This is a genomic window from uncultured Allofournierella sp. (assembly GCA_944382705.1).
Classification (GTDB): Bacteria; Bacillota; Clostridia; order Oscillospirales; family Ruminococcaceae; genus Allofournierella.
Genome location: CALWNE010000057.1, coordinates 1 through 22,551, shown reverse-complemented (window position 1 = coordinate 22,551; position 22,551 = coordinate 1). Strand labels below are relative to the sequence as shown.

At 46.7% G+C, this 22,551-nt stretch carries 23 protein-coding genes and 3 tRNA genes; 25 read left to right on the top strand and 1 reads right to left on the bottom strand.

Translation table 11 applies throughout. From position 1 onward, the window contains the following. From ACH2EM_RS08900 to thrC, 14 genes are all read left to right on the top strand, one after another. The coding region (locus tag ACH2EM_RS08900; protein WP_395151997.1) for a transketolase at positions 1-547 on the top strand (547 nt) is incomplete at its 5' end. Positions 548-551: 4 nt separating this feature from the next. After that, positions 552-1,502, top strand: coding sequence for a transketolase family protein (locus tag ACH2EM_RS08895; RefSeq protein WP_395151995.1), 951 nt, complete (start codon positions 552-554; stop codon positions 1,500-1,502). A gap of 217 nt (positions 1,503-1,719) precedes the next feature. After that, positions 1,720-2,097: a ComEA family DNA-binding protein gene (locus tag ACH2EM_RS08890; RefSeq protein ID WP_395151993.1), complete on the top strand. Its 378-nt coding sequence runs from the start codon at positions 1,720-1,722 to the stop codon at positions 2,095-2,097. Beyond that, a complete protein-coding gene (ppk1, locus tag ACH2EM_RS08885) occupies positions 2,094-4,334 on the top strand; it encodes a polyphosphate kinase 1 (protein ID WP_395151991.1) in 2,241 nt (746 codons plus the stop codon). Before ACH2EM_RS08890 ends, ppk1 begins: the two co-directional genes overlap by 4 nt. An 85-nt stretch (positions 4,335-4,419) precedes the next feature. Beyond that, the gene (locus ACH2EM_RS08880) at positions 4,420-5,235 is read left to right on the top strand and encodes a M23 family metallopeptidase (RefSeq protein WP_395151989.1); all 816 of its coding nucleotides are present in this window, start codon (positions 4,420-4,422) and stop codon (positions 5,233-5,235) included. Then, entirely contained in the window at positions 5,232-5,699 is a 468-nt protein-coding gene (locus ACH2EM_RS08875) for a site-2 protease family protein (protein WP_395151987.1), read from the top strand. The genes ACH2EM_RS08880 and ACH2EM_RS08875 overlap by 4 nt, the downstream gene beginning before the upstream one ends. A 155-nt stretch (positions 5,700-5,854) precedes the next feature. Beyond that, the gene (locus ACH2EM_RS08870; protein ID WP_395151985.1) at positions 5,855-7,732 is read left to right on the top strand and encodes a TIGR03960 family B12-binding radical SAM protein; all 1,878 of its coding nucleotides are present in this window, start codon (positions 5,855-5,857) and stop codon (positions 7,730-7,732) included. Then, positions 7,704-8,348, top strand: a complete 645-nt coding sequence (locus ACH2EM_RS08865) for a TIGR03936 family radical SAM-associated protein (protein WP_395151983.1) — start codon at positions 7,704-7,706, stop codon at positions 8,346-8,348. Before ACH2EM_RS08870 ends, ACH2EM_RS08865 begins: the two co-directional genes overlap by 29 nt. Positions 8,349-8,501: 153 nt before the next feature. Then, on the top strand, positions 8,502-8,843 hold the full coding sequence (rplS, locus tag ACH2EM_RS08860; RefSeq protein WP_395151981.1) for a 50S ribosomal protein L19: 342 nt from the start codon (positions 8,502-8,504) through the stop codon (positions 8,841-8,843). Between the two features lie 105 nt (positions 8,844-8,948). Continuing rightward, on the top strand, positions 8,949-9,488 hold the full coding sequence (lepB, locus tag ACH2EM_RS08855) for a signal peptidase I (RefSeq protein ID WP_395151979.1): 540 nt from the start codon (positions 8,949-8,951) through the stop codon (positions 9,486-9,488). Continuing rightward, a complete protein-coding gene (ylqF, locus tag ACH2EM_RS08850; RefSeq protein WP_395151977.1) occupies positions 9,485-10,390 on the top strand; it encodes a ribosome biogenesis GTPase YlqF in 906 nt (301 codons plus the stop codon). The genes lepB and ylqF overlap by 4 nt, the downstream gene beginning before the upstream one ends. After that, positions 10,387-10,992, top strand: coding sequence for a ribonuclease HII (locus tag ACH2EM_RS08845; protein ID WP_395151975.1), 606 nt, complete (start codon positions 10,387-10,389; stop codon positions 10,990-10,992). Before ylqF ends, ACH2EM_RS08845 begins: the two co-directional genes overlap by 4 nt. 1 nt (position 10,993) lies before the next feature. Further along, positions 10,994-11,353, top strand: coding sequence for a YraN family protein (locus ACH2EM_RS08840; protein WP_395151973.1), 360 nt, complete (start codon positions 10,994-10,996; stop codon positions 11,351-11,353). A 45-nt stretch (positions 11,354-11,398) separates the two neighbouring features. Further along, entirely contained in the window at positions 11,399-12,853 is a 1,455-nt protein-coding gene (gene thrC, locus ACH2EM_RS08835) for a threonine synthase (RefSeq protein WP_395151971.1), read from the top strand. Between the two features lie 49 nt (positions 12,854-12,902). Here thrC and ACH2EM_RS08830 read toward each other — a convergent pair whose 3' ends face one another. Further along, positions 12,903-13,061 (bottom strand): DUF1540 domain-containing protein, encoded by a 159-nt coding sequence (locus ACH2EM_RS08830; RefSeq protein WP_395151969.1) that lies wholly within the window; start codon positions 13,059-13,061, stop codon positions 12,903-12,905. Between the two features lie 66 nt (positions 13,062-13,127). Between ACH2EM_RS08830 and ACH2EM_RS08825 the strand changes: the two genes are divergently transcribed. The 11 genes from ACH2EM_RS08825 (at position 13,128) to ACH2EM_RS08775 (ending at position 22,551) form a co-directional block, all read left to right on the top strand. Continuing rightward, positions 13,128-13,805 (top strand): metallophosphoesterase, encoded by a 678-nt coding sequence (locus ACH2EM_RS08825; RefSeq protein WP_395151967.1) that lies wholly within the window; start codon positions 13,128-13,130, stop codon positions 13,803-13,805. A gap of 69 nt (positions 13,806-13,874) precedes the next feature. Further along, a complete protein-coding gene (gene tig, locus ACH2EM_RS08820) occupies positions 13,875-15,173 on the top strand; it encodes a trigger factor (RefSeq protein ID WP_395151965.1) in 1,299 nt (432 codons plus the stop codon). Positions 15,174-15,284: 111 nt separating this feature from the next. Beyond that, the gene (locus ACH2EM_RS08815) at positions 15,285-15,869 is read left to right on the top strand and encodes an ATP-dependent Clp protease proteolytic subunit (protein WP_395151963.1); all 585 of its coding nucleotides are present in this window, start codon (positions 15,285-15,287) and stop codon (positions 15,867-15,869) included. Positions 15,870-15,886: 17 nt separating this feature from the next. Then, entirely contained in the window at positions 15,887-17,209 is a 1,323-nt protein-coding gene (gene clpX / locus ACH2EM_RS08810; protein ID WP_395151961.1) for an ATP-dependent Clp protease ATP-binding subunit ClpX, read from the top strand. 263 nt (positions 17,210-17,472) lie between these two features. Beyond that, positions 17,473-19,896, top strand: a complete 2,424-nt coding sequence (gene lon, locus ACH2EM_RS08805; RefSeq protein ID WP_395151959.1) for an endopeptidase La — start codon at positions 17,473-17,475, stop codon at positions 19,894-19,896. 24 nt (positions 19,897-19,920) lie between these two features. Further along, positions 19,921-20,529 carry a ribosome biogenesis GTP-binding protein YihA/YsxC gene (gene yihA / locus ACH2EM_RS08800; protein WP_395151999.1) on the top strand — a complete coding sequence of 203 codons (609 nt, stop codon included), beginning with the start codon at positions 19,921-19,923 and terminating at the stop codon, positions 20,527-20,529. Next, positions 20,516-21,277, top strand: coding sequence for a class I SAM-dependent DNA methyltransferase (locus ACH2EM_RS08795; protein ID WP_395151957.1), 762 nt, complete (start codon positions 20,516-20,518; stop codon positions 21,275-21,277). The genes yihA and ACH2EM_RS08795 overlap by 14 nt, the downstream gene beginning before the upstream one ends. 1 nt (position 21,278) lies before the next feature. Continuing rightward, on the top strand, positions 21,279-22,151 hold the full coding sequence (gene hslO, locus ACH2EM_RS08790) for an Hsp33 family molecular chaperone HslO (RefSeq protein WP_395151955.1): 873 nt from the start codon (positions 21,279-21,281) through the stop codon (positions 22,149-22,151). A gap of 164 nt (positions 22,152-22,315) precedes the next feature. Next, positions 22,316-22,391 (top strand) — tRNA-Gly (locus ACH2EM_RS08785). 4 nt (positions 22,392-22,395) lie between these two features. Next, positions 22,396-22,471: transfer RNA gene (locus ACH2EM_RS08780), tRNA-Val, on the top strand. A 3-nt stretch (positions 22,472-22,474) separates the two neighbouring features. Then, positions 22,475-22,551, top strand: a tRNA-Asp gene (locus ACH2EM_RS08775).

The following is a 22,551-nucleotide window of genomic DNA, read 5'->3' as shown; positions in this document are numbered from 1 at the left end:
TATGCTGCAAGGTCACCCCGATATGAAGGGTACTCCCGGCGTTGATATGAGCACAGGAAGCTTGGGGCAGGGTATTTCTGCTGCGGTTGGTATGGCTGTCGCCGGCAAGCTGGATAAGGCTGACTGGCGCGTATACACCATTTTGGGCGATGGAGAGTTGGAAGAAGGACAAGTGTGGGAAGCTGCCATGTTTGCGGCACACCACAAGCTCGACAACTTAATTGCAGTAGTAGATAACAACAACCTGCAGATTGACGGTCCTGTGGATCAGGTTTGTTCCGTTTACCCGATTGATGAGAAATTTGCAGCATTCGGATGGGCTGTGTTTACTGCTGACGCCCATGACTTTGAAAGTTTGGATGCAGCTTTCCAAGCTGCAAAGCAGGTAGAGGGCAAGCCCGCTGTAATTATTCAAAAGTCCGTAAAGGGCAAGGGCGTATCCTTTATGGAAAACCAGGTAGGTTGGCATGGTAAGGCTCCCAACCAGGAACAGTATGAGCAGGCAATGGCAGAACTGAAGGCGGCCGCCGCAGAATTGGAGAGATAATAGCATGGCAGATGTAAAAAAGATTGCAACCCGAGAGAGTTACGGCCGGGCACTGGCACAGCTTGGTGCCGAAAACGAGCGCATTGTAGTTTTAGATGCTGACCTGGCAGAGTCCACCAAAACCTGCATGTTTGCAGAAAAATTTCCGGAACGGCATTTTGACTGTGGCATCGCAGAAGGCAACATGGCCTCTATTGCAGCGGGTTTGGCAGCAGCTGGCAAAATCCCCTTTTTCTCCAGCTTCGCAATGTTTGCTGCTGGCCGTGCTTATGAGCAGATTCGCAACTCCATTGGATATCCTCACCTGAATGTAAAAATCTGCGCAAGCCATGCAGGTATCTCCGTAGGTGAAGATGGTGCTACACATCAGTGTTTGGAAGATATTGCACTGATGCGTAACATTCCTGGCATGGTGGTCATCAATCCTTCGGACGACACCGAAACAGCCCAGGCATTGCGTGCTGCTGCGGCTCATAATGGTCCTGTCTATGTTCGATTGGGCCGGTTGCCTGTACCTGTTATTAACAATTCCGAGAGCTATCAGTTTGAGATTGGCAAGGCTGTTACCCTGCGTGAGGGCACAGATGCAACCATTGTTGCTACCGGATTGATGGTTGCAAGAGCCATGGAAGCTGCCGATATGCTGAAGGATGAGGGAATCGAAGTGCAGGTGCTGAATATGCACACTATTAAACCCTTCGATGCACAGGCTGTCTGCCAGGCTGCGAAAAAGACCGGTGCCCTTGTAACTGCTGAGGAGCATAGCATTATTGGCGGCTTGTACAGCGCTACTTGCGAAGCTTTAATGCAGAATAGCTGCACTTGTGCCATTGAAGCAGTGGCGGTGATGGATGAGTTCGGTCAGTCTGGCCCTGCAGAAGAGTTGCTCAAAGTATATGGCCTGACAGCGGAAAAAATTGCTGAAACTGTAAAAAAAGCAATCGCAAAAAAGTAAACTAAAGGCAATCCTTCCCTGGCAATTCCAGGAGTGTAACTGCTTATGATCAATGCCACCATGGCTCAATGAGGTGAACCGTAATCAGGGTTTCTTCAAAGTAGCATGGTGGCATTTTTAATTCCAAACTTGTGTTTTTTCAGATTTTTAACAACCCACAATGTTGGAGTGTGGTATACTGTAACTAGGTTCTTTGTATATATCTGGAGGGGCAGCATTGGTTTTTATAAAAAAGATAGGGCGGACCTTACTTCGTTTTAGTCAAAAAGTTGGTGCCATGCCACTTGCTTGCGTCGCAGCGCTTGCCGGGATTTTGCTAGGAGCTTTTATATGGACTCCGCCACTGTATCAGATTACATATCGACCAATTGCGACGGAATCTTTTTCAATGCAAGAGCTTTTGCAGGTGGATTTGAATCATGCTGATGCGCAAGGCCTAGAGAGTTTACCAGGCATTGGCTCCAAAAAAGCGCAGTTGATTTTGGACTATCGACAAATCCATGGGCCATTCAAATCTGTGCAAGATGTGTTACAGGTCAAGGGCGTTACTCAGCAGATGTTAGATGAGTGGGGAGACAGGGTCTGCATTAAGTGATTACTTCAAAGGCTAAAAGGGGGAATACAAGTATGAGCAATGCAACAATTTACATCAATCGAGAACTAAGTTGGTTGGATTTCAACAAGCGAGTTTTGGCACTTAGTAAAGATAAAACTGTGCCGCTGGCGGAACAAATGAAGTTTGCTGCGATTTACGGAAGCAATCTGGATGAATTTTTTATGGTTCGGGTGGGCTCTCTGTACGACCGAACTCTGCTAAAAAATGAAATAACAGATAATAAAACCAATTTAACACCGGCACAGCAGCTAGCTGCGATTATGGAAAAAACCGCCCTAATGCAGCAGCAGTGTGATAAGTATGTACATCGACTGTGGGAAAGCTTATCGGAAATTGGTTATCATAAAATTGATTTTGAGCAGTTAAGTAAAGAAGACGAGAAGTTTTGGAAACGCTATTTCCAAAACGAGTTGTTCCCTGTACTTTCCCCTCAAATCATCGATCATCGCCATCCGTTCCCGTTTTTGCGAAACCAGGAAATTTATCTTTGTGCTACCTTAAAAGCTAAGGGGGATGCTAAGGTTTCGTACGGCATTATTCCCATTGGAACGCAGTCTGAGCGAGTGCTGTATCTCAAAAAAGAGGACGGCGTTTATTATGGTCTGGTGGAAGAACTGATTTACCATTTTGCGGAATTGGTGTTCCCAAAAGGCATGCTCCAGAAAAAATGTATGTTCCGTGTTACTCGAAATGCCGATATTGATGTACAGGAAGGTATGTTTGATCAGGATATCGACTACCGGCAGGTTATGAGTGAACTGCTGAAAAAGCGGCGCAAACTGGCGGCGGTGAGAATTCAGTTTTGGAATCATCCACCGCAGGAAATTCAGCGGTATCTGTGCGAAAAGTTGGTTCTTCCTCATCAGCAGTGCATTTCCCAAACCAGTCCATTGGATCTTTCGCTGTTCTTCCGATTGGCGAATCGGCTGCATAACGAGGGTCACACGCCTTTGTTTTATCCCCCCGCAAAGCCTATGCCAGCCCCCTATGGTTACGATTTAGGTCAGGCTGTTCAAAGCAAGGATGTGCTGATTGCCTACCCCTACCAAGCAATCCGACCTTTTATTCAGATGTTGATGCGTGCAGCTTTTGACCCGGAAGTAATATCCATTAAAATGACCTTATACCGCATGGCCAGGGATTCGCAAATTGTGCAGGCATTGGTTTCTGCTGCGGAAAACGGAAAAGAAGTAGTTGCAGTGGTAGAGCTGCGAGCACGCTTTGACGAACAAAATAACATTGATTGGTCCAAACAGTTGGAAGACGCTGGATGTACGGTTCTGTATGGCTTAGAGGACTATAAAGTTCATTCCAAGCTAACTCTTATCACCCGCCGCAAGGAAGACGGTTATCACTATACCACTCAGATTGGTACCGGCAATTACAACGAAAAAACCAGCGAACAATACACCGACCTAGCCTATGTAACTACCCGACAAGAGGTAGGCGAAGAAGCCGCCGCTGTTTTTAACGACCTGGCAGTGGAGCGGTTAACGGCCAACACACGCAATCTTCTGGTAGCTCCTCTCGGGTTTAAAAGTGTGCTCCTTGCCGAAATGGATCGGGAGATTCAGAAGGCGCAGGAAGGGAAACCCGCCCGCATTATCTTTAAAAACAACTCCCTGAGCGATAAAAATGTGATAGAAAAAATTGCGCAGGCATCCAGTGCAGGAGTACGGATTGATATGATTATCCGTGGTATCTGCTGTATGCGTGTAGGTGTTCCAGGATTGACCGAAAATGTACATGTGCGCAGCATTGTGGGCCGTTATCTGGAGCATTCCCGCATCTATTGTTTCGGGGAAGGGGATGACCTGAGGGTATATATTGCATCCGGTGATTTTCTTACCCGCAATACAGAACGCCGTGTAGAGGTTGGTATTAAGATTCCAGACCGAGTACTGGCTTACAAGCTGCGGGGATTGCTGGAATTGGAACTGAGCGACAATGTGAATGCTTGTGAAATGATGCCTGATGGAAGTTATGCAAAGGTAAAGGCGCAGCCTGGAGAGCCCAGGGTCGACAGCCAGATGGAATTGTATAATTATTTCAAAGATGGCTTTGAATTAGACAAAAAGCTGTTGACGAACAGCGTAGAGCTGCCGGCACAGCATCAGCCTCAAAATATGGAGAAGCCGCAATTAAAGCCAGATAGAGCAGCCAGAAAAGTTGTTGTTAAGGTGAAGGTTACAGCAAAACCCCGGCGTAGAAAATAAGTTTTCATCGAGCGGCCTTTGGCCGCTCTATTTTTTTGCCAAGAAGCATAGTTTGTACAGAATGATCCACAAGGAGGCAATGCAAATGAATTCTGAGGACTATCGCTTGAATGGAATGCAAAAGAACGAATCAGCGCAAAAAAGTACTGCAAGGCCGCCAAAAAAATTGGTAATACAAGGTTTTTCTCTGGCTTGGATGCAGATGGTGATTTGCGCAGCACTGGTGGCAGGGATTATATGTTGTCGACATATAACTCCTGCCCTGTATCAATCGATACAGCGAACCTATACCCATCAGCTAAGCAATGGATTGGAGTTTTGGTCGGAGTATCGGGTGATTCAATTTTCAGACCGTTCTCTGGAGGTATGGGCAGGTAAGTTAAAGCATTCGTTGCAGCAATGCTTGGCACAGCAACCAGCACTGATAGGGCAGGGGGCGGGCAACTTTTTTTCGTTTAAAAAGAAGGCCCCGCAAGGATGCAGTTTGGAATTTTTTCAGTCAAACTGTCAACTGTCACTGCCAGTAGAGCAATATACACTTACTTCCTCTTATGGATGGAGAAGTGACCCGATTCTGGGGGAAGAAAAGTTTCATAAGGGATGCGATTTGGCGGCATCGGAAGGTACTTTGATTTACCCTGTTTTACCCGGCATAGTACAAAAAAGCGGATGGAGCGATTCTTATGGAAATTATATCTTGATACAACACTCAGATGGAACATCTTCAAAATACAGTCATCTGCAATATGTTTTTGTTCGTACAGGCCAGGCCGTGAAATCCGGTGATTGTTTGGGAACGGTAGGGCAAACCGGTCAAGCAACGGGGCCCCACCTCCATCTTGAGTTGTATAAGGATGGAGTTTGCTACAACCCAGAAAAAGCATTGGAGAACGCTGCATGATTCGAGTGAAGTATCCGATGTTCACTCTTTGTATGCTCTATCTGCTGCTAGTGCAGGATACAACCGGCATCTTGCGAATTAGCTTACTCTCATCGCTGCTTCACGAAATCGGTCATGTGATGGTATGGATTTACTACAAAAAGAGTCTGCCTGAACTTACGCTTTCGCCAACTGGCATTGGCTTACAGATAGTTCCTTGGGATTTTACTTCCAGGCAGATGGTTTTATTGGCAGCAGCTGGCCCTTTAATAAATTTGATTTGCGCAGCAGCAGCACAAATTTATATGGTATTGCGGCATGCAAGTTACTGGCTGTTCTTTTTTGGCACAGTAAATTTGCTGGTTGGCGGTTTTAATTTACTGCCTTTCGGAGCATTGGATGGCAGGCGAATCCTACAAGCAGTGTACAAGTTATACACAAAAGAACATCCAAGAAATCTGAATGTAAAAAACCGGCATTATTAGGTGGAAATCTCAGTCCACACTACGGCAATAGAGGGGAATAACCGTAGAAATACTCCATTCACCAAGATAAAATTGCATTTTGCGGCGGTATCGGTTACAATAGAACAGACACCAAGTAGGTACGGTAGCCCCCAAAGGCGGTACCTTGGCATTAAATGGAGGATGAATCAGTGTTTGATGCAAAACTGAAAGAAGCATTGGCGAGAGTGCAAAAACCTGGGCGATATACCGGCGGTGAGCCCGGCTGCATCGTCAAGGATAAAAGCCAGGTGGATTTACGCTTCGCTTTTTGTTTCCCCGATACATACGAAGTAGGCATGTCCTTTTTGGGTATGAAAATTCTGTACGAGCTGCTGAACGAGCATCCTCGTTGGTGGTGCGAGCGGGCCTTTATGCCCTGGCTGGACATGAAGGATGAAATGCAGCGTTTGGGCATTCCTATGTACACTCTGGAAAGTAAAGATGCTCTTACCGAGTTCGATATCGTTGGATTTACCCTGCAATATGAACTTTCTTACACCAACATTCTGGCTATGCTGGATATGGCAGGAATTCCTTTGCGCAGTGCAGACCGTGATGAAACCTGGCCTTTGATTGTGGCAGGCGGCCCGTGTGTGTGTAATGCAGAGCCCATAGCAGATTTCATTGACATGATGATGTTGGGCGAGGGTGAGTTACAGCTGCCGGAGGTCTGCGCTACTGTAGAGCAGGCAAAAAAAGAAGGCGTCAATAAGCAGGAATTACTGCGTCGTTTGGCAAAAATTGAAGGCTGTTATGTTCCGGCATTTTATGATGTGGAATATCTGGAAGATGGCCGCATCAAAGCCGTTGTTCCCAATGATGAAAGTGCTCCCAAAGTGGTGCGCAAAGCCATCATCAAGGATATGAATACGCAAAAGCTGCCCACAAACTTTATCGTACCCATGGTAGGCGCCGTGCATGATCGTGCCCAGATTGAGGTGCTCCGTGGTTGTGTGCGTGGTTGTCGGTTCTGTCAGGCCGGTTTTATATACCGCCCCATGCGTCAGCGGGATGCTTCTTTGCTGAACCGTGCAGCACAGGATTTGTGTGCTAATACAGGTTATGAGGAAATCAGCCTGACCAGCCTTTCCACCTCTGACCATAGCCAGCTAGAAAATTTGCTGGATGAGATGGCGCCGTGGACGGAGCAAGAGCATGTGAGCATCTCTCTGCCTTCGCTGCGTATTGATAATTTTAGCGAGAGCTTGATTGAAAAAACTACAAAGGTGCGAAAAAGCGGCTTAACCTTTGCCCCGGAAGCAGGCACTCAGCGCTTGCGGGATGTAATTAACAAGAATATCACCTGGGAAGAAATTGAAAAAAGCTGTACCTTAGCATTCAAAGCCGGCTATACCTCGGTAAAGCTGTATTTCATGATGGGCTTGCCTACCGAAACAATGGACGACATCGCTGGTATTGCTGAAACTGCCCAGAAAATTGTGGAACTGTACTATGCAAACCCGGATAAACCCAAAGGCAAGGGAGTGCAGGTAACCATCAGTTGTTCCTGCTTTGTACCCAAACCCCACACACCGTTCCAGTTTGCGCCTCAGGATAGCGAACAGATGTTGCGCGAAAAGCAGCAGCACCTGCTGCGCAGTGTGCATAGCAAAAAAATTCATGTAAACTATCATGACAGCAAAACCAGTTTCTTGGAAGCTGTGTTTGCAAAAGGAGACCGTCGGCTGGCTGATGTAATCGAAGCTGCGTACCACAAGGGCTGCATCTTTGATGGCTGGGATGAGTGTTTCCGCTATGACACCTGGCTGAAAACCTTCCAGGAATTTGGGTTGGATACAGCGTTTTATGCCAACCGTTTTATCGGACTGGATGAACTAACACCCTGGAGCCACCTGGATTATGGCGTTACCCACCAATTCCTGGTACGCGAATACCAAAAGGCCACACAAGCCAAAACTACTCAGCCCTGCAACAAGGTGTGCAGCGGTTGTGGTGCAAATAAATTGCTGGGAGGTGCCTGCTTTGACTACAGTTCGAATTTGGTTCACTAAAACGGGAGAGGCCTCCTATATCTCGTTGCTGGATTTGCAGCGTGTGATGCAGCGTTCTTTAAAACGCAGCCGATTACCGGTTTGGTACACCATGGGATTTAATCCGCATATTTATATGACCTTTGCCTGCCCTCTGCCTTTGGGGCAGGAGAGTCTGGTTGAAAGCGTGGATGTAAAAACCGAGCTGGACGAAGTGCCCTTTGAGCAATGGCAGGAAGCCTTGCAGAAAGTAATGCCTTTGGGAATTAAGGTGATTCGAGTGGCTAAGCCAGTACACAAAGCAGAGCAAATTGCTTTTGCCCGCTATGAACTTCGGTTTCCCAGTACACTGGCAGAGCATTTTGAGCAGTATAACCAACTGGAACAGGCTGTTGTGTTAAAAAAGACCAAGCGCGGTCACAAAGAAATCAATCTTAAAGAAACCCTGCCGGTCATTGCTTGGGAAACCAACCAGTCCGAATGCTTGGCGCAGATTACGCTGCCCGCCGGAGAAGGCTTGAATCTGAATCCGAGCTTGTTTTTAAACTTCTTTCAAGAGCAACTGGGCATGAACAGTACCGAGGTTTCGGTGCTGCGCACTGGCTTGTTTTTGAAAAACATGGAAGAATTTTTGTAAATCACTTGTTGTTCTATTTATTTTGTGATATAATGTTGTGGCGTTAGTGTTCGCTGGCACCACCAGCGGAGTTAATGTGTATCATTAAACGGGCGGTCCTCTGCCATGCAAAAGTATGGGTACGAACGTCTAGAAAAAATGGAGGATTTTACAATGGACGCAATGAAAATTATCACCGCCGGCATGATTAAAGAGAATCAGCCTAAGTTTGAAGTAGGCGATACCGTTCGCGTATCTGTTCGCATTAAGGAAGGCGAGCGCGAGCGTATTCAGGCTTTCGAAGGCACCGTTATTGCTAAAAAGCATGGCGGCGTTGCAGAGACCTTCACCGTTCGCCGTGCTTCTCACGGTGTTGGCGTTGAGCGCGTGTTCCCCGTGAACTCTCCCTTCGTTGAGAAGGTAGAGGTTATCCGTCGCGGTAAGGTTCGTCGTGCGAAGCTGTTCTACCTGCGTGGCCGTACTGGTAAGGCTGCCAAGGTTAAGGAGCAGATCTGATAATCCGAAGAAAAAAGGGGCAATTTATATTGCCCCTTTTTTCTTTATGTGATACTATGGTAAAATAATAAAACGAAATATCATCCAGGAAAGAAGGATTGCTCTGTGGAAGAAAAGCGCTTTCGCAAAAATTTGGATATGTTAGACTGGTACGAGGCATTGGTGTTTGCTGTGGCAGCTTTGGTCCTGTTTTTTACATTTTGTGCACGAATTGTAATTGTGAGAGGTCATTCAATGGAGCCGACCCTTCATGAAGGAGATCGCCTGTTGGTTCAAAGCACTTTTTATGACCTTAAACTTGGTGATATTGTAGTGGTGGATGGCTATATCAATTATGGCAAGCCTCTGGTTAAGCGAGTAATTGCTGTAGGTGGTGATACTGTGGATATTGATGCAGATGCTGGCGTCGTTTATGTAAATGGGCAGGCTCTGGAGGAGCCGTATACTGCAGAACTCACCTACACGGAAGGTAATGTGGAGTATCCCCTTACGGTGCCGGAAGGACAGCTGTTTTTAATGGGTGATAATCGGCAGCATTCTGAAGACAGCCGTTTTTCTAGCATTGGTACCGTTGATGAGCGCGACATCTTAGGCAAGATGCTATTTCGTATTTATCCCTTGAGTTCGCTGGAGAAGATATCATGAGCAATGAATTTGTAAACCGCAAAAATATTCAATGGTTTCCGGGCCATATGATGAAGACCCTTCGCTTGATGGATGCAAACATCAAAAATGTGGACTTAGTGCTGCAGCTGTTGGATGCTCGCATTCCTTTTAGCAGTTTGAATCCGGAAATTCAAAAAATCACCCAGCAAAAACCTAGGCTGTATGTGATGAATAAGTCTGATTTGGCCGATCCAACGCTTACTTCTGCCTGGATGAAATACTTCCGTGAACAAGGTGCAGGCTGTGTTGCAATTAGTGCAAAACAAAAAGGCAGTTCTGCACAGGTTCGTCAAGCGATTGAAAAAGAGTTGGAGGAACTGATTCAACGCCGCCAAATTAAAGGTATGGCGGGTGCTCGTATTCGAGTGATGGTGGTCGGTATCCCCAATGTGGGAAAATCCACTTTCATCAACAATTTTGCAGGTCAGGTGCGGGCCAAGGCTGCAGACAAACCCGGTGTGACTCGTGGCAAACAGTGGGTAACAGTAGGTAACTATGATTTGCTGGATATGCCTGGCGTACTATGGAAAAAGTTCGAGAACCTGGAAACGGCAACCAATCTGGCGTTTATCGGTTCCATTAAAGACGATATCTTGGATATTGAGGAACTTGCCATGGGCCTGTTGGCTCAGATGCAAAAGGTGTATCCTGAAAAGTTGATGGAACGCTATAAACTGACTCAGGAGCATATGGAATTGGGGCCGTGGGAACTGCTAGAAGCCATTGGGCGTAAACGAGGCATGCTAGTAAGTGGCGGAGAGGTAAACACTGAGCGAGCCGCCATAATGCTGGTGGATGAGTTCCGTGCCTGCAAATGGGGAAGAATTACACTGGAAAAACCTACCGATGCAATGGTGCAGGGAGAGGAGCCGGAAACATGAATCCATTGTACCAATTTGACCAGGAGCTGCGCACTCAAAAAGGTGCTCTGCTTTGTGGTGTGGACGAAGCTGGCAGAGGGCCTCTCTGTGGCCCTGTTAGCTGCGCAGCGGTGATTTTAGATCCAGAGAACCCAATAGAAGGAATCAATGACTCAAAAAAACTCAGTGAAAAGCGGCGGGAAAATCTGTTTGAGGAAATCTGCCAAAAGGCACTGGCGTATAAAATTGTTTTAGTACCCCCGGAAGTTATTGATGAAAAAAATATTCTTTGGGCTACGATGGATGGCATGGTACAAGCGGTGGAAGGATTATCCAAAACCCCGGATTTTGTGGTGGTAGACGGTAACCGTGTGCCTCCTTCCATGAAACTGCCTTGTGCACCTCAGGTGAAAGGTGATGCCGTTAGTGCCAGTATTGCGGCAGCTTCTATTTTAGCAAAGGTAAGTCGGGATCGCTTTATGTATCAGCTCGATCAGCAGTATCCCCAGTATCAATTGGCTAAGCATAAAGGCTATCCTACAAAATTGCACTATGAATTATTGGAGCAATATGGAATTCAGTCCTTTTACCGACGCTCTTTCCTGAAGCGGAAGGGATATTGAAATGACAGATCAAGACCTGGGTAGACGGGGAGAGGCCGCAGCTGCCCGCTGGTATATGAATCAAGGATATACGCTGCTTGACCACAATTATAAAAGCAGGCAAGGCGAGCTGGATTTGATTTTGCGTAAAGATGATTTAATCGTTATCGTGGAAGTCAAATCACGCAGTGGAGCTATGTGGTATCGCCCAATGGAGGCGGTAAATTGGCCAAAACAGAAACGAATTATTCTTGCGGCACAGAGATATCTTCAGGTCAATCGACTGCAAGATGCAGTGATTCGGTTTGATGTAGCTGAAGTGATTCATCGGCCAGAGGGTGGTTTTTTGGTGCGTGCTATTCAAAATGCCTTTCAAACCTAAATGGCCGAGGACAGAGTCCAAATACAATAACAGGGGGAAAGTGAAATGCAGTTTATCAGTACAAGAGGATATGCGGATGGTGTGTCTGCTGCGCAGGCAATCGTACAGGGACTGGCACAGGATGGAGGGTTGTTTGTTCCCGACCAATTTCCTCAGCTGGATTGGGAGCGTGTAAAAAGCGCTCAATCCTACAGCGAATTGGCAGCCTATGTTTTGAGTCAGCTTTTAGCGGATTATTCTCCGGAATTTTTACAACAAGCAACAACCACTGCATATGGCGGGAATAACTTCGCTCATAAGGCAGGATATGTACAAAAGGTTGCTGATGATTTGTATTCCCTTGAGCTATGGCATGGTCCTACCTGCGCCTTTAAAGACTATGCACTTCAGCTTATGCCCCATCTATTGGTGGAGGGAAAGCGGATGCTGGGCCGTACTGAGCTGACTCGCATACTGGTAGCCACCTCCGGTGATACAGGAAAGGCAGCGCTGGAAGGTTATAAGGATTTAGAAGGTATCGAAATTGATGTATTCTATCCAAACAATGGCACCAGTGAGATTCAGCGTTTGCAGATGACAACCCAAAAGGGTGCGAATGTGGGTGTGTTTGCAGTACAAGGCAATTTTGACGATGCACAAAGCGGTGTAAAGCGTGTATTTGCAGACTCGGAGATTGCGCAAAAATTGGAAAAACGGAACATTCGGCTTTCCAGTGCTAACTCCATAAACTGGGGACGGTTGGCTCCGCAGATTGTATACTACTTCTTCGCCTACCGCCAACTGGTGGAAAGCGCTGCTATTGCATATGGCCAGGCTGTGGATTTTTGTGTTCCTACAGGTAATTTTGGCAATATTTTGGCCGGCTATTACGCAAAGCAGATGGGACTGCCTGTTGGGCGTCTGGTGTGCGCATCCAACCAAAATAATGTGTTGAATGAGTTTTTGAAAACCGGACGCTACGATGCACGCAGAACCTTTTACAGAACTACTTCTCCCTCCATGGATATTTTGGTGTCCTCCAATCTGGAACGGCTGCTGTACCACGCAACTGGCAACAGCAAACAGGTAAAAGAATGGATGCAGCAGCTTGCACAGCAGGGATGGTATCAGGTGGATGACAAAACACTGGAAACAATTCAGCAAAACTTTGCTGCTGACTGGTGCAGCGAAGAACAGACCGCTGCCCAGCTGAATGAGATGTTTAATCAGCATGGTTACCTTTGCGATACGCATACTGCGGTGGCTTTCTATGCTGCGGCTAAACATCGCAGCAATGCGCCCATGGTAGTGCTGTCTACGGCGAGTCCCTTTAAGTTCCCGCAAGAGGTTTTAAATGCATTGCAGCAACCAATGCAGCAGAATGAGTTTGAGGCGATAAAGCGTCTGGAAGAGCACACTGGTACAGCAGCGCCAAAGCAGCTTACGGAGCTTTGCGGGCAGGAGGAACGCTTTGCTCAGGTAATTGAGCCGGAAGAAATTACCCGCATTGCCTGCGAATAATAAAAATAACCCCACTGTAAGCACCTGCTTACAGTGGGGTACAGCGCTCTTAGATTTCCGCAAAGGTTTGGCACTTGGTACGGCCGGGATCATCAGAACAGCGCTCTACATGAATGGTACCAGCGGTACAGCAGCAATCACCATTGTTATGAATGCAGTTCTGCACATCGCAGGTAATGCCTTTAATGATCGGTTCATGATATTGCATTGGTTTATCCCTCCTTTTGTGTTGCTATTATGCGTAGAAAACAATGAATTTATGAAGGAGTAATGTATGGCAATTTTTGCAATTGGTGATTTGCATCTTTCTTTGGGCAGCAAAAAACCAATGGATATTTTCCCCGGATGGCAGGGATATGTGGAAAAAATCAAAACAAACTGGGAAAATCTGATTGGTCCCGAAGACACAGTTGTCTTAGCTGGAGATACCAGCTGGGCCATGAAATTGGAAGACGCTGCGCAAGATTTTGCCTTTTTGCAGGATTTGCCCGGTAAAAAATTGCTCCTAAAAGGCAACCACGATTATTGGTGGACCACTGTAAAAAAGATGGAAACTTTTTTTGAGCAAAAAGGTTTTCATAGCTTGCAGATATTACACAACAATGCTTTCTTTGTGGATGATGCAGCTATTTGTGGTACAAGAAGCTGGTTGTTCGATGCCAGCGAGCCCCACGATGAGAAGGTGATGAACAGGGAGCTGGGCCGGCTGCGTGCCAGCTTGGAAGCGGCAGGAGACAGAGAAAAGCTGGTGTTCCTGCATTACCCCCCTATCTATCCTAATGCAAATGCACAGGAAGTGGTGCAGCTGCTGAAGGAATACGATGTGAAGCAGTGCTATTACGGTCATTTGCATGGTGCAGCCATTCGTTATGCCGTTCAGGGACAGGTAGAGGGAATCTTTTATCGGCTGATTTCTGCGGATGGATTGGCATTTTGTCCCTACAAAATTTAAGTAAGGTCTAGAAATTCCGTACACACCGTGATATAATGAATTGAATTTCTTTGTTATGGAGGAAATAAAATGAATCTGGTAAAAAGCGAAAAGCTCGAAAAGAGCATGCATGAATTACAGTTCTCGGTAGATGCCGAAGCTTTTAAAGCAGCGATTGACAAGGCCTACAAGCGTGAAGGCAAAAAGTACAATGTGCCTGGCTTCCGCAAGGGCCACGCTCCTCGTGCTGTTATCGAAAAGATGTACGGCGCCGAGATTTTCCATTACGATGCAATCAACGACCTGTTCCCCGCAGCTTACGAAGAAGCTGTGAAGGCTGCTGGCATCGAGCCTGTTGGCCGTCCTGAGGCTGATGTTGTTTCTGAAAGCCTGGAGGAAGGTGTTGTGCTGAAGGTTGTTGTGGCTGTTAAGCCCGAAATCAAATTGGGTCAGTACACCGGTTTGAAAGCAACCAAAAAGGTCCATACTGTTGAGGACGCTGATGTGGATGCTGAAATCGCCCGTATGCAGGATCGCAACGGCCGTGTGGTTACCCGTGAGGGCAAGGCTGAGAATGGCGATACCGCAGACATCGATTTTGAGGGCTTTGTAGACGGCGTCGCTTTTGAAGGCGGCAAGGCTGAGCACTACAACTTGGTTCTGGGCAGCGGCAGCTTCATTCCCGGTTTCGAGGAGCAGGTAGTGGGCCACGAGGCAGGGGAGGAATTCGATGTAAATGTTACCTTCCCCGAAGAGTACCAGGCTAAAGAGCTGGCTGGCAAGGCTGCTGTGTTCAAAATCAAGCTGCACGAGGTAAAGACCAAGGAGCTGCCTGCTTTGGACGACGAGTTTGCTAAAGATGTAAGCGAGTTTGATACCCTGGCAGAGCTGAAGGCCGACATCCGTAAGAATATGGAAGAGAGCAATGAGCAGCAGGCTGCTTTGGCTGTAGAAAACGACTTGGTGGATCAGGTAATTGCTACCATCGAGGGTGACATCCCTGAGGCTATGTACGAAAATCGCATGGACGAGATGGTTCGTGATTTCGAGTACCGTTTGGCTCAGCAGGGCCTGAAGCTGGATCTGTACCTCCAGTACATGGGTCAGACCATGGATAGCTTCCGTGCTTCCTTCAAGGATCAGGCCGAGAAGCAGGTTAAGATTCGCCTGGCTCTGGAGGCAGTTGCTGCTAATGAGAACATCTCTGTGAGCGACGAAGATTTCGAGAACGAGATGCGTCGCATTGCCGACACCTACAAGATGGAAATCGAGAAGGTGAAGTCTCTGGTAAACGCCGAGGATGTGAAGAAGGACCTGGCTGTGAACAAGGCCATCGACTTCATCAAGGAAAAGGCTGAAGTTACCGAAGAAAAGGTTTCTAAGGAGTAATCTCTTCTAGAACTGCTACATAAGCGAATTGCTTTGACCGATACGGGCATTTCAGGCGCGTATCGGTCAATTTTGCAGACGCTTAATTTTACCAATAGGAGGCGACTAACAATGAGCTTGGTTCCCTATGTTATTGAACAGACTGCACGGGGAGAGCGTTCTTACGATATTTTTTCCCGTCTGCTGAACGATCGCATCATCATGTTGTGCGACGAAGTCAACGATGCTACCGCCAGCTTGGTGGTGGCACAGTTGTTGTATCTGGAAGGGCAGGACCCGGATAAGGACATCAGCCTGTATATCAACAGCCCTGGTGGCTCTATCACTGCTGGTATGGCTATTCATGATACAATGAAGTATATCAAATGCGATGTATCTACCATCTGCATGGGTATGGCTGCTTCTATGGGCGCATTTCTGCTGGCCAGCGGAACCAAAGGTAAGCGCCTGGCTTTGCCCAACGCAGAAATCATGATTCATCAGCCTCTTATGAGTGGTCTGCAGGGTCAGACCACGGACATTAAGATTCATGCCGATCACTTGGTTCGCACCAGAGAGCGTATGAATCGCATGCTCAGTGAGTATACTGGTCAGACCTATGAAACCATTACCGCCGATACCGAGCGCGATAATTTCCTGTATGCTCAGCAGGCTGTGGATTATGGTCTGATTGATGCCGTTATTACCAAACGATAAGAAGGAAAGCTGATTTTATGGCGAACAATAACTCTGGAAAAGAGAAAGAAAAAAACCTCCATTGCAGCTTTTGCGGTAAAAGTCAGGATGAAGTGGAGCGGATGATTATTGGTCCCGGTGTTAATATCTGCAATGAGTGCATTACATTGTGCCACTCCTTGCTGGATGAGGAAGGAACGCCGGACGCTGCTCAGCGAACCAATGTCCGGCCCCGTGGGGCAGCAAATCGTTCTGCCAATGCGGTCGCTCCTATTAACATTCTTACTCCCGCAGAAATTAAGGCTGGCCTGGACCAGTATGTAATTGGCCAGGATGAAGCCAAACGGGTATTGGCTGTTTCGGTATATAACCACTACAAGCGCATCTTAAGTGGCGAAGGAAAAGATGTGGAGCTGCAAAAGAGCAATGTGCTGCTGCTTGGGCCTTCCGGTGTGGGTAAAACACTGCTGGCACAGACGCTGGCAAAGATGCTGGGAGTTCCTTTTGCAATTGCCGATGCAACCACTCTTACCGAAGCAGGTTATGTGGGTGAAGATGTAGAGAACATTCTGCTTAAATTAATCCAAGCTGCTGATTTTGACGTGCAAAAAGCAGAGATTGGCATCATCTATATTGATGAAATCGACAAGATTACCCGCAAGAGCGAAAATCCATCCATCACGCGTGATGTAGGCGGCGAGGGTGTTCAGCAGGCGCTGCTGAAAATTCTCGAGGGTACAGTAAGCAATGTTCCCCCTCAAGGAGGACGCAAACATCCTCAGCAGGAGTTCATCCAAATCAACACCAAGAACATTCTTTTTATCTGCGGTGGTGCTTTTGACGGCTTGGAGAAGTATATCCAGCGCCGTACTGATAATTCCGCATTGGGATTTGGAAGCCAGCTCAAAAATACAGATGAAAAAGAGCGCGAAGCATTGCTGCGCAAGGTTGAGCCTCACGATTTGGTTAAATTCGGCTTGATTCCGGAGTTGATCGGTCGTATTCCTGTCGTAACAGTTTTAGACGCATTGGATGAAGCTTCTTTGGTTCGAGTTTTGAAGGAGCCCAAAAACAGCATCGTGAAGCAGTATCAGGCATTGTTCAAGATGGATAATGTGGATCTGGAATTCACAGAAGATGCTTTGCTGGAAGTAGCCCGCAAAACCATCGAGCGTAAAAGCGGTGCTCGTGGTTTGCGCAGTGTAATGGAAAATATGCTGATTCCCGTCATGTATGAGATTCCCAGCGACCCCACCATTATCCGTGTGACTATAACAGCTGAAACTGTCAACGGGGAGAAGCCTGTTTTTGAATATGGCGCAGTGCGCAAACGCTACAAAAACAGCATGCCGCTCCTGTAAGGATTTCTGCAAAAGAAATTGAATAAAAACCTGCATTAAAAACAGCGTTTTCTCTACATGCAGTCTGGCTGCTTAACAGGAGCACTTCAGACTGTGGGAGTGGGGGAAACGCTATTTTTGTTTTCTTGTAAAAAATACACTAAAATGGTATGGTTTTATCCTGAGTTGGTTGAATTCAACTGATTTTTTGTGTATAATATAAAGCTAATATAGCTTATTACATACCTTCTTTTGAAGGAGATCTTTTATAGGAGGTTCCCGATATGTCTGAACGAGTCAAAATCAAGGTGGAGCACAACATTGAGCGCCTGCCGGCCATTGCTCTGAGGGGACTGGTTGTTTTTCCTAACAATGTAGTTCATTTTGAAGTTGGTCGTCCAAAGAGTATTGCAGCCATCGAATGGGCCATGGCTAATAATAGTCCGGTTTTTTTGGTTGCACAGCGCAACCTTGAAATTGAAGAACCCACAGCCGATGATTTGTACCTCCACGGTGTGTTGGCAGAGGTAAAGCAGATTCTGCGAGTATCTGACGATTTGATGAAGGTACTGGTGAAAGGGACCACTCGTGCCCGCCTGGTAGGCTTGGAAAACAACGAGAAAATGTTGTTTGCTGCCATAAAGGAAGCTCCGCTTAGAGGATTAAAGGCAGAAAAAAGCGCCGAAGCAGAAGCTATGGTTCGCAGCTTGAAGGGCCTATTTGAAGAATACTTGACACTGAATCCTCGGTTATCCAAAGATGTGGCTTACAACATTATGAGTAACACAAATCCTGTGTTTCTTAGCGAGTACATGCCCGCCAACCTTTTGCTTAAATACCAGGATAAACAAATTGTTTTGGATGAAAGCACATTGTTGGGGCGTTTGCGCAAATTGATGGATTTGCTGCAACGGGAAAACCAGGTACTGGCCATTGAACAAGATATCCAGGAGCGGGTAAATAATCAGATGGACAAAAACCAGCGGGATTATTACCTGCGGGAACAGATGCGTGTAATCGCCCAGGAGTTGGATGAAGACGAGGATATCCGCATTGAGGCTGACCGCTACCGTGCCCGATTAGATTCTCTGGAATTACCGGAGGAAGCCTACGAAAAACTGGGAAAAGAAATCGATCGTCTGTGCAGAATGCAGTCCAACAGTCAGGAAGCGGCGGTTATTCGGACCTACCTGGATACCTCGCTGGGTTTGCCTTGGGGACTGTATACCCAGGATGATTTGGATATCAACAAGGCAAGAAATTTGCTGAACAAGGAACACTACGGACTGGATAAAGTAAAGCAGCGAATTTTGGAGATACTGGCTGTACGCAAATTAAAGCCAGATGTAAAAGGTCAGATTATTTGTCTGGTTGGCCCTCCTGGTGTGGGTAAAACCTCTATTGCACGCTCGATTGCAACCTGTATGGGGCGTAAATATGCACGTTTGAGTTTGGGCGGTGTGAGAGACGAAGCAGAAATTCGGGGCCATCGGCGTCCCTACATCGGTGCTATGCCTGGCAAAATACTCTCTGCAATGAACACTGCAAAAAGCATGAATCCGCTGCTGCTCTTGGATGAAATCGATAAGATGGCCAGCGATTTTAGAGGAGATCCAGCTGCGGCACTGTTGGAGGCGCTCGACCCCGAACAAAACAAGACCTTCCGAGACCACTATCTGGATCTGCCCTTTGATTTGAGCCAGGTTCTGTTTATCACCACAGCCAATAGTCTGGATACCATTCCAGGCCCACTGCTGGACCGTATGGATGTTATTGAATTGCCCAGCTATACTCGGGTAGAGAAATTTAACATTGCCAAGCGCCACCTGTTGCCCAAACAGCTGGAAAACAATGGGTTGGCAGGTCGTGTAACTGTGCAGACTTCTGCCCTGTACGGATTGATTGATGGCTATACCAAGGAGGCTGGTGTACGCCGCTTGGAGCGCCGCATCGCCACAATTTTACGCAAATGTGCCATTGAAATTGCCAGTGGTGTCAAAGAGAAGTGCACGGTTAGCGTTCACGATTTGGAGAAACTTATGGGTCCTCGTCCGATTAAGCCGGATTTTTACAATCGGACCAATGCTGTCGGCATCACAAATGGTCTTGCATGGACTAGTGTTGGCGGTGAGATTTTGCCCATTGAGGTTCAGGTGATTCAGAACGGCAGTGGAAAAATCATCTTGACGGGCTCTCTGGGTGATGTTATGAAGGAGAGTGCGCAGCTGGCGATTACATATGTTCGTGTCAATGGGCAAACATATGGAATTGATCCTGAAATTTTGAAGAATGCCGATGTACACATTCATGCGCCGGAGGGAGCGGTGCCCAAGGATGGCCCTAGTGCAGGCGTTACACTGACCACAGCATTGGTATCCTGTTTGTCTGGCATGCCGGTGCGCGCAGATGTGGCCATGACAGGTGAAATTACTCTACATGGAAATGTGTTGCCCATTGGTGGCTTGCGAGAAAAGAGCATGGCTGCTTACCGCGAAGGCATCAAAACAGTTCTTATTCCGAAAGATAACCTGAGTGATTTGTACGAAGTGGATGATGAAGTGAAAAAAGCAGTACAATTCCTGCCCATGAGCAATTTGCAGCAGGTGTTGAAACAGGCGTTGATTTGGCCACAGCAGAAAAAGAGCCGGGTGCCTGGTACTAAAAAAACGCCGTCGATTTCCTCTGAAGCAACTACAATACAGCAATAACCAGAAGGAGAAGCGGTGTCTATGATTAATTACCATAAGGCGGATTTTCAGGCATCCTATGGCTTGTCCAGCCAGCTGCCGGAAAGCGACCGACCTGAATTTGTGTTTTCGGGCCGGTCTAATGTGGGAAAATCCAGTTTAATTAATAAGCTTTGCAATCGAAAAAATCTGGCGAGAGTGAGTGCTACACCTGGCAAAACAGCCACTATCAATTTTTATACCATCGACTCGGTGTATTTTGTGGATCTGCCGGGATATGGGTATGCCAAGGTCTCCAATGCAGACAGAAAACGCTGGGACGATTTAATCAATAGTTATTTCGATGCAAACCGATATCGTTGCTTGTTGGTTCAACTTCTGGATTCCAGACATGACCCTTCGGCAGATGATATGCAGATGCTGGAGTATCTCCAGTACCGACAGATTCCGTTTATTGTTGCTTTGACCAAGGCGGATAAATTGAAAAAGAGTCAAATTCAAAATACAATCCAGTATTTTGAAGAAATCTGTACTCCTTTTGGATGCAAGGGCATTGTTTTGACAAGCAGTGATAATGGAACTGGTATTCCGGAATTGAAAGCTCAATTTGATAGTTACCTGCAAGAGGATGGTGAATCCGATGGCTTATCGTGAATTTGCGTACTTTTATGATGAGTTAAACGAAGAAGCCGATTACGATGCACTGTTTCAATATGTGAAGCAGCAGTTGGATAATCATGCAGTGCAACAGGGCGTGGTAGTAGATTTAGGCTGCGGCACAGGCGATTTGACTCTGATGCTTACGCAGGCTGGTTACGATATGATTGGTGTGGATCAGTCTGCCGAGATGCTGTCTGTCCTGCGGGAAAAAGCAGATGAATTAGAGCTATCTGATAGACTGTTGCTCATTCAACAGGATATTTTGGAGCTGGATTTGTATGGTTCCATCCGGGCGGCAGTTTCTACCTTTGATACATTCAATCACATTGGCCCCAGCAGTCAGTTTGAAAAAGCCATAGAACGAGTATCCTTGTTTATGGAGCAGGGAGGGGTATTTGTATTCGATTTGAATACCCCTTATAAACATCGGGAAATTCTGGCTAATCATGTGTTTGAGATTGAAGGCCCAGATGCTTATTGCAGATGGGAAAATACCAATGACGAAGCACATCAACGAGTACAGATAGCAATCGATGTTCACTATAAAGAAACCGATGAGCACTTTGAAGAACAATTCTACGAGTATACCTATCCGCTGGAATATGTACAAGAAGTGTTGCAGCGGTATAGGTTTGCAGTAGAGAAAGTATGTGACGGTGAAACATTTGGGGACTTGACCCAGGAAAGTCAGCGTTATATGATTACGGCTATAAAACAATTTACACAGATGGAGAGCGAATAAAATGGGTAATATGATTCGTGGAATTTCCGAAAATGGAGGCGTCATTTTTTGTGGTGTTGATTCTACTTCTATGGTTCGCACCATGGAACAGATTCATAAAACCAGCGCAGTAACCAGTGCAGCATTGGGGCGGTTGCTGACGGCTGCATCCATTATGGGTATTATGCTTAAAAACTCCAAGGATTCCATCACTTTACGGGTAAACGGTGGAGGACCTGCAGGCACAGTTCTGGCTGTCGCTGATGGTCTGGGCTGCGTAAAAGGTTATGTGGAAAATCCCATTGTCGAGATTCCTCTCCGTGAAGATGGAAAGCTTAATGTGGGTGCTGCTGTGGGCCGTGATGGAACCTTGAGCATTGTGCGTGATCTGGGATTGAAGGAGCCTTATGTGGGTCAGATTCCGCTTGTATCTGGTGAAATTGCAGAGGATATTACCAGCTATTATGCAATTAGTGAACAGATTCCCACTGTTTGCGCACTTGGTGTGCTGGTGGCACCGGATTTGACGATTTCCTGTGCAGGTGGTTATCTGTTACAACTTCTGCCTGGGGCCACTGAAGAAGAAATTAGTATGCTGGAACGAAACATTGCCAAAGTTCCCAGTGTGACCAACCTTTTGCAGGATGGCAAAACCATGAAGGATATCATGGAAATGGTCATGGAGGGCTTTGATCCTCAGGTGCTGGATAAATACGATGTGGAGTACAACTGCAATTGCTCCAAGGAACGGGTAGAGCGTGCTTTGCTGAGCATGGGTAAAGCGGAGTTGGAAAAACTTGCACAGGAAGAAAAAACCGTGGAAGTAAATTGCCAGTTCTGCGATAAAAAATACCATGTGGATGTGCAGGCTTTGCTGGACAGCGTAGAGAAATAAGTTAAACTGGAAATAACTGTGACCGAAGCCCAGTCTGATTCGGTCACAGTTATTTAAAAATAAAAATCAAAAAAAAATCAAAAAAATGTGTTGACAAATAGAAGATCATGTTGTAGAATAAATATCGTCGCTGGTGAACAGCACAAAATAAATTTAAAAATCATGCGGCTTTAGCTCATCTGGTAGAGCGCCACCTTGCCAAGGTGGAGGTAGCGAGTTCGATCCTCGTAAGCCGCTCCACCGTGGAAGTTTAGCTCAGCTGGGAGAGCATCTGCCTTACAAGCAGAGGGTCACAGGTTCGAGCCCTGTAACTTCCACCATGTGGCCCGGTAGTTCAGTTGGTTAGAACGCTAGCCTGTCACGCTAGAGGTCGTGGGTTCGAGCCCCATCCGGGTCGCCA